The organism is Nonomuraea sp. NPDC049504, assembly GCF_040676845.1.
GTDB lineage: Bacteria > Actinomycetota > Actinomycetes > Streptosporangiales > Streptosporangiaceae > Nonomuraea > Nonomuraea salmonea.
This window is the reverse complement of sequence record NZ_JBFAPT010000002.1, coordinates 509,600-524,483: the sequence shown is the minus strand read 5'-3', so window position 1 is coordinate 524,483 and position 14,884 is coordinate 509,600. Positions and strand designations below refer to the sequence as shown.

Annotated in this window: 14 protein-coding genes; 8 read left to right on the top strand and 6 right to left on the bottom strand. The window is 72.6% G+C overall.

Annotation, left to right across the window (positions count from 1 at the left end; all coding sequences use genetic code 11):
* Together AB0K28_RS05675 and AB0K28_RS05670 are read right to left on the bottom strand one after the other, a co-directional pair.
* Complete coding sequence (locus tag AB0K28_RS05675; protein ID WP_364365503.1) at positions 1 to 3,570, bottom strand: DUF4153 domain-containing protein; 3,570 nt, start codon at positions 3,568 to 3,570, stop codon at positions 1 to 3.
* Positions 3,567 to 4,250 (bottom strand): response regulator transcription factor, encoded by a 684-nt coding sequence (locus AB0K28_RS05670; RefSeq protein ID WP_364365500.1) that lies wholly within the window; start codon positions 4,248 to 4,250, stop codon positions 3,567 to 3,569. The genes AB0K28_RS05675 and AB0K28_RS05670 overlap by 4 nt, the downstream gene beginning before the upstream one ends.
* 72 nt (positions 4,251 to 4,322) lie before the next feature.
* Here AB0K28_RS05670 and AB0K28_RS05665 point away from each other — a divergent pair, with 72 nt between their 5' ends.
* The 3 genes from AB0K28_RS05665 to AB0K28_RS05655 all read left to right on the top strand — a co-directional run bounded on the left by AB0K28_RS05665 (position 4,323) and on the right by AB0K28_RS05655 (position 6,601).
* The gene (locus AB0K28_RS05665) at positions 4,323 to 5,177 is read left to right on the top strand and encodes an arylamine N-acetyltransferase (RefSeq protein WP_364365497.1); all 855 of its coding nucleotides are present in this window, start codon (positions 4,323 to 4,325) and stop codon (positions 5,175 to 5,177) included.
* A 39-nt stretch (positions 5,178 to 5,216) separates the two neighbouring features.
* The gene (locus tag AB0K28_RS05660; protein ID WP_345396860.1) at positions 5,217 to 6,284 is read left to right on the top strand and encodes a protein kinase; all 1,068 of its coding nucleotides are present in this window, start codon (positions 5,217 to 5,219) and stop codon (positions 6,282 to 6,284) included.
* 125 nt (positions 6,285 to 6,409) lie between these two features.
* Positions 6,410 to 6,601 (top strand): hypothetical protein, encoded by a 192-nt coding sequence (locus tag AB0K28_RS05655; protein ID WP_345396857.1) that lies wholly within the window; start codon positions 6,410 to 6,412, stop codon positions 6,599 to 6,601.
* A 38-nt stretch (positions 6,602 to 6,639) separates the two neighbouring features.
* On the opposite strand, the gene AB0K28_RS05650 is transcribed toward AB0K28_RS05655, so the two are convergent.
* Positions 6,640 to 6,951, bottom strand: coding sequence for a DUF3817 domain-containing protein (locus tag AB0K28_RS05650; RefSeq protein ID WP_345396855.1), 312 nt, complete (start codon positions 6,949 to 6,951; stop codon positions 6,640 to 6,642).
* Between the two features lie 2 nt (positions 6,952 to 6,953).
* On the bottom strand, positions 6,954 to 7,739 hold the full coding sequence (locus AB0K28_RS05645) for an SURF1 family protein (RefSeq protein ID WP_345396852.1): 786 nt from the start codon (positions 7,737 to 7,739) through the stop codon (positions 6,954 to 6,956).
* A gap of 105 nt (positions 7,740 to 7,844) precedes the next feature.
* On the opposite strand from AB0K28_RS05645, the gene AB0K28_RS05640 reads away from it, so the two are divergent.
* Positions 7,845 to 8,018 (top strand): hypothetical protein, encoded by a 174-nt coding sequence (locus tag AB0K28_RS05640; RefSeq protein WP_345396849.1) that lies wholly within the window; start codon positions 7,845 to 7,847, stop codon positions 8,016 to 8,018.
* 141 nt (positions 8,019 to 8,159) lie between these two features.
* Positions 8,160 to 9,614, top strand: a complete 1,455-nt coding sequence (locus AB0K28_RS05635) for an NAD(P)/FAD-dependent oxidoreductase (RefSeq protein ID WP_364365492.1) — start codon at positions 8,160 to 8,162, stop codon at positions 9,612 to 9,614.
* 1 nt (position 9,615) lies between these two features.
* On the opposite strand, the gene ggt is transcribed toward AB0K28_RS05635, so the two are convergent.
* Positions 9,616 to 11,355: a gamma-glutamyltransferase gene (ggt, locus tag AB0K28_RS05630; protein WP_364365489.1), complete on the bottom strand. Its 1,740-nt coding sequence runs from the start codon at positions 11,353 to 11,355 to the stop codon at positions 9,616 to 9,618.
* 94 nt (positions 11,356 to 11,449) lie between these two features.
* Here ggt and AB0K28_RS05625 point away from each other — a divergent pair, with 94 nt between their 5' ends.
* Entirely contained in the window at positions 11,450 to 12,556 is a 1,107-nt protein-coding gene (locus AB0K28_RS05625; protein WP_345396843.1) for a sensor histidine kinase, read from the top strand.
* Positions 12,553 to 13,200 (top strand): response regulator transcription factor, encoded by a 648-nt coding sequence (locus AB0K28_RS05620; RefSeq protein WP_345396840.1) that lies wholly within the window; start codon positions 12,553 to 12,555, stop codon positions 13,198 to 13,200. Before AB0K28_RS05625 ends, AB0K28_RS05620 begins: the two co-directional genes overlap by 4 nt.
* On the opposite strand, the gene AB0K28_RS05615 is transcribed toward AB0K28_RS05620, so the two are convergent.
* Positions 13,181 to 14,623, bottom strand: a complete 1,443-nt coding sequence (locus AB0K28_RS05615) for an FAD-dependent monooxygenase (protein ID WP_364365484.1) — start codon at positions 14,621 to 14,623, stop codon at positions 13,181 to 13,183. The two genes, AB0K28_RS05620 and AB0K28_RS05615, sit on opposite strands and share 20 nt — an antisense overlap.
* 99 nt (positions 14,624 to 14,722) lie before the next feature.
* On the opposite strand from AB0K28_RS05615, the gene AB0K28_RS05610 reads away from it, so the two are divergent.
* On the top strand, positions 14,723 to 14,878 hold the full coding sequence (locus tag AB0K28_RS05610) for a helix-turn-helix domain-containing protein (protein ID WP_091081925.1): 156 nt from the start codon (positions 14,723 to 14,725) through the stop codon (positions 14,876 to 14,878).
* Positions 14,879 to 14,884 lie beyond the last annotated feature (6 nt).

Genomic DNA, 14,884 nt, shown 5'->3' with positions numbered 1-14,884 from the left:
TCAATCAGAGCCGCCGGCCCGCACCGCTCCGCAGTCCGGGTGGTGCAGCACAGGGCGCTCGGCCAGCAGGGCCCGCGCCTGGGAGCGGGCAAGGTTCCAGCCGTTCCACGGCTCGGGGTGATACAGGCCGTTGGCCTGGACGACGTCGTGCAGCACGCAGCTGCGCTGCGGCTCGGGCAGCCGGTCCAGCGCCGGCACCGCCTCCGCGCCCAGGTCGCCCAGGTAGTCGGAGTCGAGGTTGGTGACGCCGCGGATGTCGACCTGCGTACGCGCGACCTGGAGGTCGGGGTTCGCGAGCGAGAACAGGCCCAGGCTCAGGCCCGTGACCAGCACGATCGTCCGGGGCAGCCAGCCCGACCTGCGGCCCGCCAGCCGCGCCGCGCCCGCCACCAGCACCAGCGCGAACAGCGCGCCCAGCCAGTACACCGTCGCCTGCACCGACAGCCGCAGCCGGGACAGGCCGTACGCGTCGGTGTAGAGGTTCATCCGGTGCAGCGCCGAGGCCAGCACCACCATGGTCAGCCCGCACAGCACGCCGAGCAGCGCCGCCAGCATCCAGCGCTCGCGCCGGTCCACCTTCAGCAGGCCCGCCGCCACGGCCACGATGCCCAGCACGAACACGCTGACCACCACGAGCTGGAAGAAGCCCTGCCTGGCGTACTCGGCGTAGGTCAGGCCCGCCGTCCGCAGCACCAGCGTGTCGCCGCCGAACAGGACCCTGATCTGCACCGCCACGAACGCCGCGAACAGCAGGTTCACCGCCGTCAGCGGCACCAGCCAGATGCTCGTGCTGACCCGGAACTTGGTCCCCGGCCCCACCGGGTCCGCCACCGGCCGCAGCGCCACCAGCACGACCGCGGCCAGCAGCACGCCGAACAGCGCGAACAGGAAGATCCGCAGCGGGATCGTCTCCGCCCAGGCCGGGGTGGCGGTCAGGCGGTCCACGTACGAGGCGAACACCGCGTCGGCCGACGCGAACAGCAGCCCGAACACCAGCAGCAGCACCGCCGTGATGCCCAGCGCCGCCAGCATCGGCAGCACCCTGCGCCGCGCCGTGAGCCGTTTCATCGGCACTGCCAGAAACCACGGCACCGGGCCCAGCGCCAGCAGCACCGAGAAGCCGCCCCTGATCACGCCCAGCCAGCCCGCTCCCGCGCCCGACACGGCCAGCGCGCCCAGCCCCGCGCCCGCGATCAGGAGGAGCGCGACCAGCCAGTCCGCGTCGCGCACCGCCGCCATGGAGATCAGCCAGTACGCCGTCACGCCGAACGCCACCGTCCACGGCGTCATCCGCCGCAGCATCGCCGGCAGCGCCGCCCCGCCCAGCACGACCGACACCAGCACCAGCCCCAGCCCCACCTGCGCCTCAGGCAGCGCCACCGCCGCGAACACCCCGGCTCCGGCCGCCGCCGGCACCATCCAGCCGGGCGGCTCAGGCAGCTCGGGCCGCGGGAACAGCGGCGGCGGCACGTACGGCGGCACATGAGGCGGCCCCCCGCCCTGCCCCACAAGCACCTGCCCCGCCACAACCTGCCCTTGCCCCAACTCCCGCGCACCCACCTGCCCCGCCACAACCTGCCCTTGCCCCAACTCCCGCCCGCCCGCTTGCCCAGCAGCGGCCGCGTGTCCCGCCTCGGCGGACCCCTTGAGGCCCGCCTGCCCCACGCCGCCAGCCGCCCCCGCACCCTGCCCACTCCCCGCACCGGGTTGTGCCGCGTCCTTCTGGCCTCCCGCGCCGGGCTGGGTCGCGTCCTGCTCATCCCCCGCATCGGACCGGCTCGTCGCACCGGCCGTCGCACCGGCCGTCGCGGCCGGCCGGCTCGCGGAGGCCGGGGGCTGTGGGGTGCTCTGGTGGTAGGCGACGTGACGCCGGTGATACTCCGCCACCGCCGCACGCCGCCCCGACCCAGCGCCCAGGGCCGCACCGACGGCGCCCAGCAGCGCAGTACAGCCGATGAGCGTGACCAGCGCCGCCATGTCGCCAATGGCCACACTGGCCAGCACGGCGGCGAACATCCCCACCATGAACCCGACCAGCACCCCGATGACCCCACCCGCGATCATCCGCACCAGCCCCCCGGCCCCACCCCCGAACCCCGCCGCCAGGGCCCTCGCCCCCGAGTACGGCCCACCGGCATCGCTGCCCGCCGCGACACCGGCCCCCTTCACAGGCACCGCCCCCTCGACATCAGCACGTGCGCCTTCCGCATGCGCTTCCCGCCCGCCCAAGCCCGCCTCAGCGCGAACAGCGGTGTCAGCGCGGTCTCCTGCCGCCGGCAGTCCCGCTCCGGCCGGGACCACGTCCTGCGCGGACTCGCTCACGGCCCCGCCCACATCGGGGGTCTGGGCACCGGTGCCGCCCGCATCGGGGGTCTGAGCACCGGTGCCGACGGCACGCACATCCGCCTCGCCGTCCCCAGCGGCCAGGCCATCGGCATGCGCGGCCGCTGCGTCGGCCGGCTGCGGATCGCTCATCAGCGGGCCTTCTCCGCCCCCGGTGGCCGGGAGCGCGGGGCCGGGCGCGGGTGCGACGCCTCGGGGGAGGTCGGGGGCGTCGGAAGGCAGGGGGGTGTGGGCCATCGTGGTTCTCCCTGGTAAGTCGACGACCATGCGGCAGCCCGCGCAGTCGTCGATGCGGATGGCGCCCCCGTGCAGCTCCACGATCTCCTTGACGATGGCCAGCCCCAGCCCCGCGCCTCCGGAGTCGGCGGCGCGGCCGGTGTCGAGGCGGGAGAAGCGTTCGAAGACGCGTGCACGGGCGGAGGCGGGGATGCCGGGCCCCTGGTCCTCGACGGTGAGCCGGACGCCGGGCCCGACGGCGGCCCCGCGTACGGTGACCGTGCCGCCGGGCGGGCTGTGCCGTACGGCGTTGTCGAGGAGGTTGGCCAGCACCTGCGCCAGCAGGTCGGGGTCGGCCCGCAGGACGAGGTCGTCAGGGACGGACGGCCGGATGGAGACGTCCTCGCGGGGCAGCGCCGCCTCGCGTACGGCCTGCTCGACGAGCGGCGCGAGCGCGACGGCCTCGGCCTCGATGAGGCGCACGCCGGAGTCGAGCCGCGACAGGTCGAGGAGCTGGGCGACGAGGCGGCCGAGCCGCTCGGTCTGGGCGAGCGCGGTGCGCATGGTGACGGGGTCGGCGGCGGAGACGCCGTCCACGACGTTCTCGAGCACGGCCCGCAGCCCGGTGATGGGCGTGCGCAGCTCGTGGCTGACGTTGGCGACCAGCTCGCGCCGCTGCCGGTCGACCTCGCCGAGGTCGGCGGCCATCGCGTTGAACGCGCGGGCCAGCTCGCCGACCTCGTCCCGTGAGGTGGCGCTGACGCGCAGGCTGTAGCCGCCCTTGGCGATGGTCTGGGCGGCGCGGGCCATCTGGCGCAGCGGTTTGGTCATGCCCATGGCGAGGACCTGCACCATGATGAGGGCGAGGACGACGGCGACGGCGATGCGCAGCTCGCGGGAGAGCCCGGAGTTGATGCCGACCTCGTTCACGACGAACGCGGTGCCGACGGCCAGCACGATCACGATGCCGAGCTTGACCTTGATGCGGCCGAGGAAGTCGAGGGGGTTCATCGGCCGACCAGGGCGTAGCCGACGCCGTGCACGGTGCGCACGACGTCGGAGCCGAGTTTGCGGCGCAGCGCGCGGACGTGGCTGTCCACGGTCCTGGTGGCGGCGGCCTCGGAGAAGCCCCAGACGTCCGACAGCAGCCGGTCGCGCTCGAAGACGTGCCCCGGCCGCTCGGCGAGGCGGCGCAGCAGGTCGAACTCGGTCCTGGTGAGCTGGGCCTCGGCGCCGCGCACGAAGACGCGGCGGGCGGCGGTGTCGATCTCGACCTCGCCGACCCTGATCACGGTGTCCTCGGCGGCGAGCTGGGCGGCGCGTTCGACGCGGCGCAGCAGGGCGTGGATGCGGGCGACGAGCTCGCGCATGCTGAACGGCTTGGCCAGGTAGTCGTCGGCGCCGACGCCGAGCCCGACGAGCACGTCGGTCTCCTCGCCGAGCGCGGTGAGCATCAGCACGGGCACGGGCCGCGCGGCCTGCATGCGGCGGCACACCTCCAGCCCGTCGAGGCCGGGCAACAGCCGGTCGAGGATGACCAGGTCGGGTTCCGCCCTGCCGTACTGGATGAGGGCGTCCTGCCCGTCGCCCGCCACCCTGACGTCGAACCCTTCGGCGGCCAGCCTGTTCCGTACGGCCAGCGCGATCGTCACGTCGTCCTCGACCACGAGGATGCGTCGCTGCTCTGCCACGTACGAAAGCCTAGAAGCGGGCTGTGCAGACGACACTGCCGAAGTCGTGCACAATCCGTGCAGAATTGCCGGATGGAAACCACTGCTTACCTCGCCCGTCTCGGCCTGCCCTCGTTGCTCGGCGCTCCCCCCACCCCGGAGGCGCTGCGGGCGTTGCACGCCGCGCACGTCGAGCGGGTGCCTTACGAGGCTTTGGAGATCTGGCTGGGCCGGTCCACGACGGTCGATCCCCTTGATTCGGCCGCGCGCATCATCAGGGGGCGCGGCGGCTACTGCTACCACTTGAACGGCGCGTTCTCGGCGCTGCTCGCGGCGCTGGGGTACCAGGTGACGCGGCACGTCGGCGGGGTGCAGATGCGGAACTCCGAGCCGGGGATCACCGCCAACCATCTGGTGCTGACCGTGAGCGGCCTGCCCTCTGTGGACAATCCGGGCGGCGAGTGGCTGGTGGACGTGGGGTTGGGTGACGCTCTGCACGAGCCGCTGCCGCTCATCGAGGGCTCGTACAAGCAGGGGCCTTTCACGTACGGGCTGCGGCGTTCTGAGGTGGCGCCCGGAGGGTGGCGGCTGGACCACGACCCGAGTGGCTCGTTCCAGGGCATGGACTTGGCGCCGGAACCGGCGGAGATGTCGGCGTTCGCTGCGATGCACACGCATTTGACGACGTCACCGACGTCCGGGTTCGTGCGGGTCGCGGTGGTGCAGCGGCGCGACGCGTACGGAGTGGACTGTCTGCGCGGCCTGACCCTGACCCGCTACGGCAACACGTCGCTGTCGGTGACGCTCGACTCGGCGCGCGACTACTACGCGGCGCTGTCCGACATCTTCGGCCTGCCGCTCGACGACGTGAGCGCGCAGGAGAAGGACGCTCTGTGGAGCAAGGTGCACGCCGCGCAGGAGGCCTGGCTGTCGGCCGGCGCCTCGTGATGGCCGAGCCCTGCTCCTGGCGCTATCGTGCAGCTAGACATGCGTGAGACCAGGAAGCTGAACGGTCGCTACCGCCTGCTCAATCCGCTTGGCACGGGCTCCCTGCGCCTGGCCTTCGACGAGGCGGAGCACCGCGACGTCGCGGTCAGGCAGGTGCGGGTGCCGCCGGAGCTGCGTGAGGCCGCCCTGTTCGAGGCGCGCAGGGCGAGCGGGCTGCGGCACCCCTTCGTGGTGCGGGTGCTCGACGTGCTGATCGAGGACGGCGTGCCGTGGCTGGTCATGGAGTTCGTCTCCGGCACGTCGCTGGAGCAGGTCGTACGCTCCCGCCGCCCGCTCCCCGTCGCCCAGGCGGCCAGGGTGGGCGTGTGCCTGCTGTCGGCGCTGACCGCCGCCCACGCGGCCGGCATCGTGCACGGCCGGGTCGATCCCGGCAACGTGCTGCTCACCACGACGGGGCGGGCGGTGCTGAGCGGGTTCGGCTATCCCAGCCTGAGCATGCTGCCGTCGGCGGACCTGTGGTCGCTGGCGGCCACGCTGCACTTCGCGGTGGAGGGCCGCCCGCCCGGCCAGGTGCCGGCGGAGGGCGCCGACCCGTTCAGGTCGCTGCTGCGGGCCATGCTGCACCCGTCGGGGCCGCCGTCCATGGAGGTGGTGCGCGAGACGCTCGACCGGCTGGCGGTGGATCGCCCGCTGGACGTCGTGGTCGCCGCCTCGGGCCCGCTGCCGCCTGTCCAGGTGGCGGCGATCGGGCTCGACGTGCTCGACCGGCTGGCGGCGTGGGGCGAGTTCCACGGCGGGGTGCAGCCGGGCAACGTGCTGATCGACGCGTTCGGCCGGGCCAGGCTGATGCCGTTGCTGCGGGCGGGAACGCTCCCGGCGTACTCGGCTCCCGAGGGCGCGGCGACTCAGGCGGCGGATCTGTGGTCGCTCGGCGCGACGCTCTTCATGGCCGTCGAGGGCGCGCCGCCCGCGCCCGGCGCGGCGCTGACCCGGGCGGGACCGCTGGCTCCCGTGCTGTTCCGGCTGCTCGCCGGCAACCCGTTGGAACGTCCCACTGTGGACGAACTGCGCCGCGACCTGCGCGAGATCACCGGCGCGCGCCCGTGAGGCGCGTTGCGCAACGATTGCGATACATCGCGAACGGAACCATGTCGGCGGGTTCACACGTTGGACAGGCGACGCAGAATGTGGATGAGGCGGGGCGTGCGCTCCGCGTTGGAGGGTTGTGAGGGATGTCGCCATTCAAGAAATACGCGATCGGCGCGGGCGCCGCGATCCTGCTCTCGCTGTTCTTCCTTGACGGATGGCTGATGTGGCTGGTCATCCTCGGCGTGATCGGCCTGCCGGTGGTGGGCTACCTGATGCTCGACCCGTCGCAGCGCGAGCGCCTGAAGAGGTCACGCAGGCGCGGCATCGGCCGCTGAGAGTCACCCGCTGAGTCACCGCCGGGCGGCGGAGGCCGTCATGCCTCCGCCGCGGCCGGCGCGTTCAGCACGCGCTGGGTCACCCTTCGCTCCACGTAGAAGGACAGGAACGGCACCGTGCCGCCGAGCATGACGCCCAGCAGGTACGGCCACGACCAGCGGGCCTTCATGCCCAGGTTCATCGCGGCGATGAGGTAGATCATGTAGAGCCCGCCGTGAATGGGCGCGACGATCTTCGACATCGCCTCCTGGCCGAAGCCGTAGCGCAGGACCATGCCGACGCAGAGCACGAGCAGCATGACGCCGACGATGTAGGCGAGCACCCGGAAGGGTTTGAGAGCCGATTCCACCGTTAACCTTCCAGAACCATCTCAGGGGACGACGTGCCGCGGTCCCTGTCGCGCCGCACCGCGTCGCGCACGAAGTGGAACCACATGAAGACGGCGAATCCAGCGAAGATCCACCAGTTGGCGGCATAAGCCAGATTACGCCAGGTCAGCTCTCCTCCGACCACCGGCGGATCGACCTTGACCTGGGTGAGCGGGCCCGAGGGCGGCTGGGCCACGACGTAGCCGGTGCGGACCTGCTGGCCTGACCACAGGTTGACCAGCTCGCCCGTGGAGACCGTCTGCACCTGGCCCTGCGGCAGCCCTTCGGCCCGCCGCTGCACGCTGTCGGTGCCCTGCTGGGGGCGCAGCCGGCCGGACACCGTGACCCGGCCCTCCGGCACGGACGCGATCGCGGGGTCGCTGTCCTTCGCCACCCAGCCGCGTACGACGGGCATGAGCGTGCCGTCGTCGAGCCTGAGCGGCGTCAGCACCCAGTAGCCGTGGCCGCGCGAGACGTTGCCGCCCGGCGCGTCGACGTCGGCCCGCCGGTCGGCGACCAGGAGCTGCCTGCCGGCCTCGTAGACGCCCTCGGCGGTGACCTTGCGGCCCACCGACTCGCCGCTCATCTGGGCGCCCACCTGGGCGAGCGTGGCGACCGCGACGGGCGCGGGATCGATGGCGGACTGCGGTTCGCCGGAGTCCTGGAACACGCCGAGCTGCCAGCGCCCGAGCAGGATGAACGCGACGAGGACCCCGATGGTGAGCAGGTGCAACCCCAGGAGACGGGGCGACAGCAGGGTCCGCAGCATGCTTCAAAGCTATCTGCCGGGTGGGGCGGTCCCCTAATCAGCCTGGCCCAATGGATCCCACCAAAAGCCGCAAACGACGCAGGGGATCACGCTAGGCTGCTGCCCATGTCTGACCAGCACATCGATCCGGCGGGCAACACCCAGGCCTTCCGCGCGTTCGCGAACGCGCGCGAGCAGGAGGCCGCAGCCAAGCCGAAGAAGTCGCCGCTCGTCCCCATCATCGCGGTCGTCGCCGCCATCGTCGTCGTCGGCGTCGTCGCCTTCCTGCTGCTCCAGTAGTCAGCCGGCCGCATCACCCGCCGCGGAGGCCGTGGCGGGGATTCGTCGTTCCCGGACGTTCGGCCCATAGTCTGGACCCGGCCAGGACATCCTCTCTATGTTGGATGCACAGTCCAATAGGCGGACCCGCCGGGAGGGCCAGTGAGCGGACCAGGCATCGTCATCGTGGGTTCCGGCTTCGCCGGGATCTGCATGGCCATCAAGCTCAAAGAGGCCGGCTACCACGACTTCGTCATCCTGGAGAAGGCCGGCGAACCGGGCGGCACCTGGCGCGACAACACCTACCCCGGCTGCGCGTGCGACGTCCCTTCGCACATGTACTCCTACTCCTTCGCCCTCAATCCGGGCTGGTCGCGGATGTTCTCGCCGCAGGAGGAGATCCGCCGCTACCTGCGCGCCTGCGCCGCCGCGTACGGCGTCACCCCGCACATCCGCTACGGCCGGCGCGTCACCACCCTGGCGTACGACGACGCCACCCGCACCTGGACGGTCACCACGGAGGACGGCGAGACGCTGCGCCCGCACGCGGTCGTCTCCGCCATCGGCGCCCTCCACATCCCGAAATTTCCGGACATCCCCGGGCGCGCGTCCTTCACCGGCCCCGCCTTCCACTCCGCCCAGTGGGACCACTCGATCGACCTGACCGGCAAGCGCGTCGCCGTCATCGGCACCGGCGCCTCAGCCGTCCAGTTCATCCCCAAACTCGCCGGCGCCGCCCGCCACCTCACCGTCTTCCAGCGCACGGCCCCCTGGGTGCACCCCAAGCCGGACTTCGCCTTCCCGCCCACGGCGCGCCGCCTGCTGCGCCTGCCAGGAGCCGCCAGGGCCCTGCGGTACGCCATCTACTGGGCCCTGGAGACCAGGGCGCTCGGCTTCGCCGTGCATCCGCGCCTGATGAAGGCGCAGGAACGGCTCGCGCTGCGCCACCTGCGCGAGCAGGTCCCCGACCCCGGGCTGCGCCGCGCCCTGACCCCCGACTACGTCATCGGCTGCAAGCGCATCCTGCTCGCCGACGACTACTACCCGGCCCTGACCAGGCCGGACGTCTCCCTGGTCACCGACGCCATCACCGAGATCAGGCCGGGTTCGCTGGTGGACGCGGCCGGGGCCGAGCACCCGGCCGACGCGATCGTCTACGGCACCGGCTTCAAGGTCGTGGACGCGCTGACCGAGCAGCACATCACCGGCCGCGACGGGGTGAGCATCCAGGACGCGTGGAAGGACGGCGTCGAGGCGTACCTGGGCGTCGCCACCGCCGGGTTCCCCAACCTGTTCTTCCTGCTCGGCCCCAACACCGGGCTCGGACACAACTCGGTGGTCTTCATGATCGAGGCGCAGGTCCGCTACGTGCTGCAGTGCCTGCGCCTGCTCTCCCGCACCGGCGCCAGGGCCATCGAGGTGCGGCCCGAGGCGCAGCGCGCCTTCAACGAGCGGCTGCGCCGCCGGCTCGACCCCCTGGTCTGGAACGCCGGCGGCTGCCACTCCTGGTACCTGGACGTGCACGGGGTGAACCGGACGATCTGGCCGGGTTTCAGCTTCGAGTACTGGGCGCGTACGAAGCGGATGAAACCCGGCGCTTTCCAGCTCATCCCGTGACTCAGCGGCGCGTGGAGACCACCATCGCGCTGCCGCCGCCGCGCCTGGTCGGCTCGGCCACCGCCTGGACGCGGCCCCTGCCGAGGAACTCGAGCGCCGTGGCGGCTCCGATCTCCGGGTTCGGCGCGAATGTGTGCCCCTGAGCCTCCAGCTCGGCCTGGTGCGCGGCCAGGAACGCGGGCTCGGCCTGCGTCTGCGCGGTGTTGCGCTGCGTGGCGCGCGGCGCGGCCAGCGCCTCGGGCAGGTTCATGCCGAAGTCGTAGCGGTTGAGCAGGATCTGCAGCACGGTCGTGATGATCGTGGAGCCGCCGGGCGAGCCGACCGCCAGCACCGGCCTGCCGTCGTCGAACACCAGCGTCGGCGCCATCGACGAGCGCGGCCGCTTGCCGGGGCCGGGCAGGTTGGGGTCGCCGGGTGCGGGGCCGAAGGTGAAGTCGGTCAGCTCGTTGTTGAGCAGCACGCCGCGGCCGGGCACCACGATGCCGTTGCCGCCGGTGGACTCGATGGTCAGGTTGTAGGCGAGCACGTTGCCCCAGCGGTCGGCCACCACGAGGTGGGTGGTCTCGGGGCCCTCCTTGGCGATCGGGGTCGCGGCGCCGGTCGGCTGCTCGCAGGCGCCGTAGCGGCCGTCGGGGTTGCCCGGCGCGGCCGGGTGGGCCATCGCGGTCTGGCCGATCAGGCAGGCACGCTCCTTGGCGAAGCCGTCCGACAGCAGCTCCTTGAGCGGGACGCGGGGGACGTCGCCGACGTACGCGCCGCGGTCGGCGAAGGCCAGCCGCGACGCCTCCAGGTATTCGTGCAGGCCGACCTGCGGCAGCGCCTCCAGGATGTTGAGCGCCTCGCCGACCGTGGAGCCGCCCGAGGACGGGGGCGCCATGCCGTACACGTCCAGGCCCTTGTACGAGACCTTCGTCGGCTCGCGCAGCGGAGCCCGGTAGGCGCGCAGGTCCGACAGCTCCATCAGGCCGGGCCTGACGTTACGGGTGCTGCCCGGCGTGACGGGCGGCTTCTTGACCGTGGCCACGATCTCCTGGCCCAGCCTGCCGCCGTACAGCCAGCCGGGGCCCCGCTTGCCCAGCTCCCGGTAGGTGGCGGCCAGCTCGGGGTTCCTGAACACCGAGCCGACCGGCGGCGGGGCGCCGTTCGGCAGGTAGAGGCGGGCGGTGGAGGTGAAGTCCTTGAAGCGGTCGGCGTTGGCCGCCGTCTGGTCGTGGAAGGTCTGGTCGACCACGAAGCCCTTGGACGCCACCTCGATGGCCGGCTGCAGCGCCTGCTTGAGCGAGAGCGTCCCGAACTTCTTGAGTGCGACGTCCCAGTTGGCCACCGTGCCGGGCACGCCCGCCGACAGGCCGGTCGTGACGGCCTCGTCGAACGGGATGCCCTCCAGCGACCTGCTGGTCATGGCGCGCGGCGCGGTCTCCCGGCCGTCGATGGTGAAGACCTTACGTTTTTCGGCGTCGTAGTAGACCATGAAGCCGCCGCCGGCCAGGCCCGCCGAGTACGGCTCCGTGACGCCCAGCACGGCGCCCGCGGCGACCGCGGCGTCCACCGCGTTGCCGCCCTTCCTGAGCACGGAGATGGCGGCCTTGGTGGCGTCGAGGTCGACGGTCGCGACGGCGCCGCCGTACCCCTCGGCGACGGGCGCCTTCTGGGGCTGGTGGGGCTGCTGTTGGGCCGCCGCGGCGGGCGCGGACGCGAGGGAGAGGAGGACTGCTGCTGCGGAGAAGATCGCACGGCGCATGGTTCCCACGATGACCCAGCTACGCCCGTTGTGGTAGGGCCTGGTCACACATCAGGGTGATGCGCTGGTCAGAAGCTTGACTTAGCGTGGTCCCGTGCGTAGGAAGTCCGGCTTCGACCCCTATCTCGCCCTGATCGTGGCCGTGGCCCAGATGGTGATCGCCAGGGGCGCGTCCTGGGGGCAGGCCGGCTGGCGCGAGCCGCTCGACGGCCGCGCGTTCGCGCTGCTCGCGGTCGGTCCCGTCATGGTGCTGCTGCACCGCCGGTTCCCGCTGCTCACCACGATCGGCGCGCTGGCGGCGTGCGACGCGTTCCTCGTCGCCGGTTACGCCTACGGGCCGACCTTCATCAGCCCGTCCGTCCTGCTGTTCCTCCTCGTCGTACGGGGCCGGCGGACGATGGCCTGGAGCATGGCAGGGCTGACGCTGCTGTCCTTCATCGGCTACGCCTGGACGACCGGCACCAGGGACTTCTTCCACAGCGGCGCCATCATCACCGCGGTCATGCTGCTGATGGTCGTGGCCGAGCTGGTCAGGATCGTGAACGAGCGGCGGCTCGAGCGCGAGCGCACCGCCGAGGAGGAGGCCAGGCGGCAGGCCAGCGAGGAGCGCCTGACCATGGCGCAGGAGCTGCACGACGTGCTCGCGCACAACATCTCGCTCATCCACGTCCAGGCCAGCACCGCGCTGCACCTCATCGACGCCAACCCCGAGCAGGCGAGGACCGCGCTGGCCACGATCAAGACGGCCTCCAAGGAGGTGCTCGGCGAGATGCGCTCGGTGCTGAACGTGCTCCGTGAGGGCGCGCCCCGCTCGCCCACCGCCGGGCTCGACCGGCTCGACGAGCTGGTCGAGCGCTCGGGGCAGCGGGTGACGCTCGAACGTGACGGCGCCAGGCCGCTGCCTCCGCAGGTGGAGCGGGCGGCGTACCGGATCGTGCAGGAGTCGCTCACCAACGCGGGCCGGCACGCGCCGGGCGCGGACGTGCGGGTGCGGCTCGAATACGGTCAGGACGAGCTGGTCATCCGGGTCACCGACACCGGCGCCACCAGCCCCGCCCCGCTGTCCGACGAGGGCAGCGGCAACGGCATCCCCGGCATGCGCGAGCGGGCCTCCGCGCTCGGCGGCACCCTCGTCGCCGGTCCCAGCGGAGCCGGGTTCCAGGTCGAGGCCCGGCTGCCCCTACCCGAGGAGAGTTCATGATCAAGGTGCTGCTGGCGGACGACCAGGCGCTGGTCCGCGCGGGTTTCAAGGCGCTGCTCGACGCCCAGCCCGACATGACCGTGGTGGCCGAGGCGTCCGACGGCGCGGAGGCCGTCAGCCTGGCCGCCGAGCACCGCCCCGACGTGGTGCTCATGGACATCCGCATGCCGGGCACCGACGGCCTGACCGCCACCCGCCGCATGCCGCAGGGGCCGCGCATCATCATCCTGACCACGTTCGAGCTGGACGAGTACGTCTTCGAGGCGCTGCGCGGCGGCGCGAGCGGCTTCCTGGTCAAGGACACCGAGCCCGCCGAGCTGATCCAGGCCGTGCGGGTGGTGGCGGCCGGCGAGGCGCTGCTGTCGCCCAGCGTGACCCGCCGGCTCATCGCCGAGTACGCCTCCCGCGCCAAGGAGCCGGTCGTCGCCGACGGCCTCGACCAGCTCACCGAGCGCGAACGCGAGGTGCTCGCCCTCGTCGGCACCGGCATGACGAACGACGAGATCGCGGCCAAGCTGTTCATGTCGCCCGCGACGGCCAAGACGCACGTGAGCCGGGCCATGATGAAGCTCCACGCCCGCGACCGGGCCCAGCTCGTCGTGATCGCCTACGAGTCCGGCCTGGTCAAACCCGGCTGGCTCTGACGGCGCCGGCCCCGAACCAGCGCTCGGCCGCCTCCTCGGCCCCGTCGGCGCCCGCCCAGGCCACGTAGCCGTCGGGGCGGATGAGCAGCGTGTCGGCGGGCGGGTCGTCGCAGGTCGCCTTGACGACGCGCACCCAGTCGTCGTCCACCGCAGCGCCGCCGCCCAGGTCGAGCAGCACCGGCCGAGCCTCGCGCATCAGCTCGGCCACCCGCGTGCCGCCGTGCAGCGCCAGGTCCGGCACGAACCGCCCCACCAGCGGATGTGCCTCCGGCGGGCCCGGGTAGCGGACGCCGGCGTCGTGGAGCAGGGTGGCCAGGTGGCGGGCCGGCGCCTCGAAGGCGAAGACCTCGGCGAGCAGCGCCCGCAGCGCCTCGCCCGCCTCGCCCTCCGCCCTGTCGATGGCGGCCTGCGCCCTGGTCTGCAGCAGCGTGCGCGCCCCTACCGCCGTGCGCTCGCTCTCGTACGTGTCCAGCACCTCCTCCGTCACCCGCCCGCGCAGCCGGCCCGCCAGCTTCCAGGCGAGGTTCGCCGCGTCGGTCAGGCCGGCGTTGAGCGCCGAGCCGCCGGCGGGGAACAGGTGGGCCGCGTCGCCCGCCAGGAACACCCGGCCCGCCCGGTAGTGCTCGGCCAGCCTGGCCTGCGCGGCCGTGCGCGACAGCCAGATCGGCTCGCCCAGCGGCAGGTCGCGACCGAGCACCCGGCGTACGGCGGCCTGGAAGTCGGCGAGGCTCACGGGGTCGTACCCGGATGCGCGGCCCTCCCGCACTCCCGCGATGAGCACGCCCTCGCGCAGCGAGGTGAACAGCACGCGGCCGTGCGGGCGGCGGTTCCAGCCCTGCTGCAGGCCCGCGGCCTCCAGCGCGGCGAACACCTCGGGGCCCGCCGTGAAGTGGCCGATCAGCAGGCTCTCGCCATCGGTGGTGCCGGGGAAGGCGATGCCGGCCTGGTCGCGGACGAGGCTGCCCGCGCCGTCGCAGCCGACCGCGTACCTCGCCGTGACCGGCCCTTGCGAGGTGTCGAGCGTCACCCCGTCGGCGTCCTGCGTGAGCGCGCGCACCTCGCAGCCGCGCCTGATCTCGGCGCCGAGCTCGCGCGCCCGCTCGGCGAGCAGCCGTTCGAGGTGCGGCTGCTGGATGAGCAGCAGCCGCAGCGGGATGTCGTCGATGCCGGCGAAGCGCAGCGGCACCTCGCCGAACGGGAATCCCGGCGCGCGCCCGGCGAACGGGCTGCCCGCGCTGAAGCGCTCCAGCAGCCCTCGGTGGTCGAGCAACTCGACGATCTGCCCGCCGAGGCCGTTGGCCTTGGGCAGCTCGCCGGGCTCGGCGCGTTTCTCCAGCACGATCGGGCGGGCGCCGGCCAGCCGCAGCTCGCACGCGAGCATCAGCCCAACAGGGCCCGCTCCTACGATCAGCACATCTTCCATGCTTGTCAGGCTAGGTTGACATATCTCCGGCTGTCAATCTAGCCTGACAGCGTGGACGTAACAGAGCTGTCCGAGCGGATCAGGGCCGATGACCCGGCCATGGGGCTGCGCGCGGTCGGGGCGCTGCACCGGCTGGCCGAGCAGGTCGAGGCGGTGTCCGTGGCCTTGGCCAGGGAGCAGGGCTGGACCTGGGAGCAGATCGGCGACGCGCTCGGCATGTCGCGGCAGTCCGTACACGCCAAATACGGCAAGTGAGGAGCT

Excerpts from the sequence above, each read along its gene's own strand:
- AB0K28_RS05615 (WP_364365484.1), bottom strand. The coding sequence starts at position 14,623 with ATGGAAGATGTGCTGATCGTAGGAGCGGGCCCTGTTGGGCTGATGCTC.
- AB0K28_RS05655 (WP_345396857.1), top strand. The coding sequence starts at position 6,410 with ATGTCGCCATTCAAGAAATACGCGATCGGCGCGGGCGCCGCGATCCTG.
- AB0K28_RS05660 (WP_345396860.1), top strand. The coding sequence starts at position 5,217 with ATGCGTGAGACCAGGAAGCTGAACGGTCGCTACCGCCTGCTCAATCCG.
- AB0K28_RS05610 (WP_091081925.1), top strand. The coding sequence starts at position 14,723 with ATGGGGCTGCGCGCGGTCGGGGCGCTGCACCGGCTGGCCGAGCAGGTC.
- AB0K28_RS05665 (WP_364365497.1), top strand. The coding sequence starts at position 4,323 with ATGGAAACCACTGCTTACCTCGCCCGTCTCGGCCTGCCCTCGTTGCTC.
- ggt (WP_364365489.1), bottom strand. The coding sequence starts at position 11,355 with ATGCGCCGTGCGATCTTCTCCGCAGCAGCAGTCCTCCTCTCCCTCGCG.
- AB0K28_RS05620 (WP_345396840.1), top strand. The coding sequence starts at position 12,553 with ATGATCAAGGTGCTGCTGGCGGACGACCAGGCGCTGGTCCGCGCGGGT.
- AB0K28_RS05675 (WP_364365503.1), bottom strand. The coding sequence starts at position 3,570 with ATGAACCCCCTCGACTTCCTCGGCCGCATCAAGGTCAAGCTCGGCATC.
- AB0K28_RS05640 (WP_345396849.1), top strand. The coding sequence starts at position 7,845 with ATGTCTGACCAGCACATCGATCCGGCGGGCAACACCCAGGCCTTCCGC.
- AB0K28_RS05645 (WP_345396852.1), bottom strand. The coding sequence starts at position 7,739 with ATGCTGCGGACCCTGCTGTCGCCCCGTCTCCTGGGGTTGCACCTGCTC.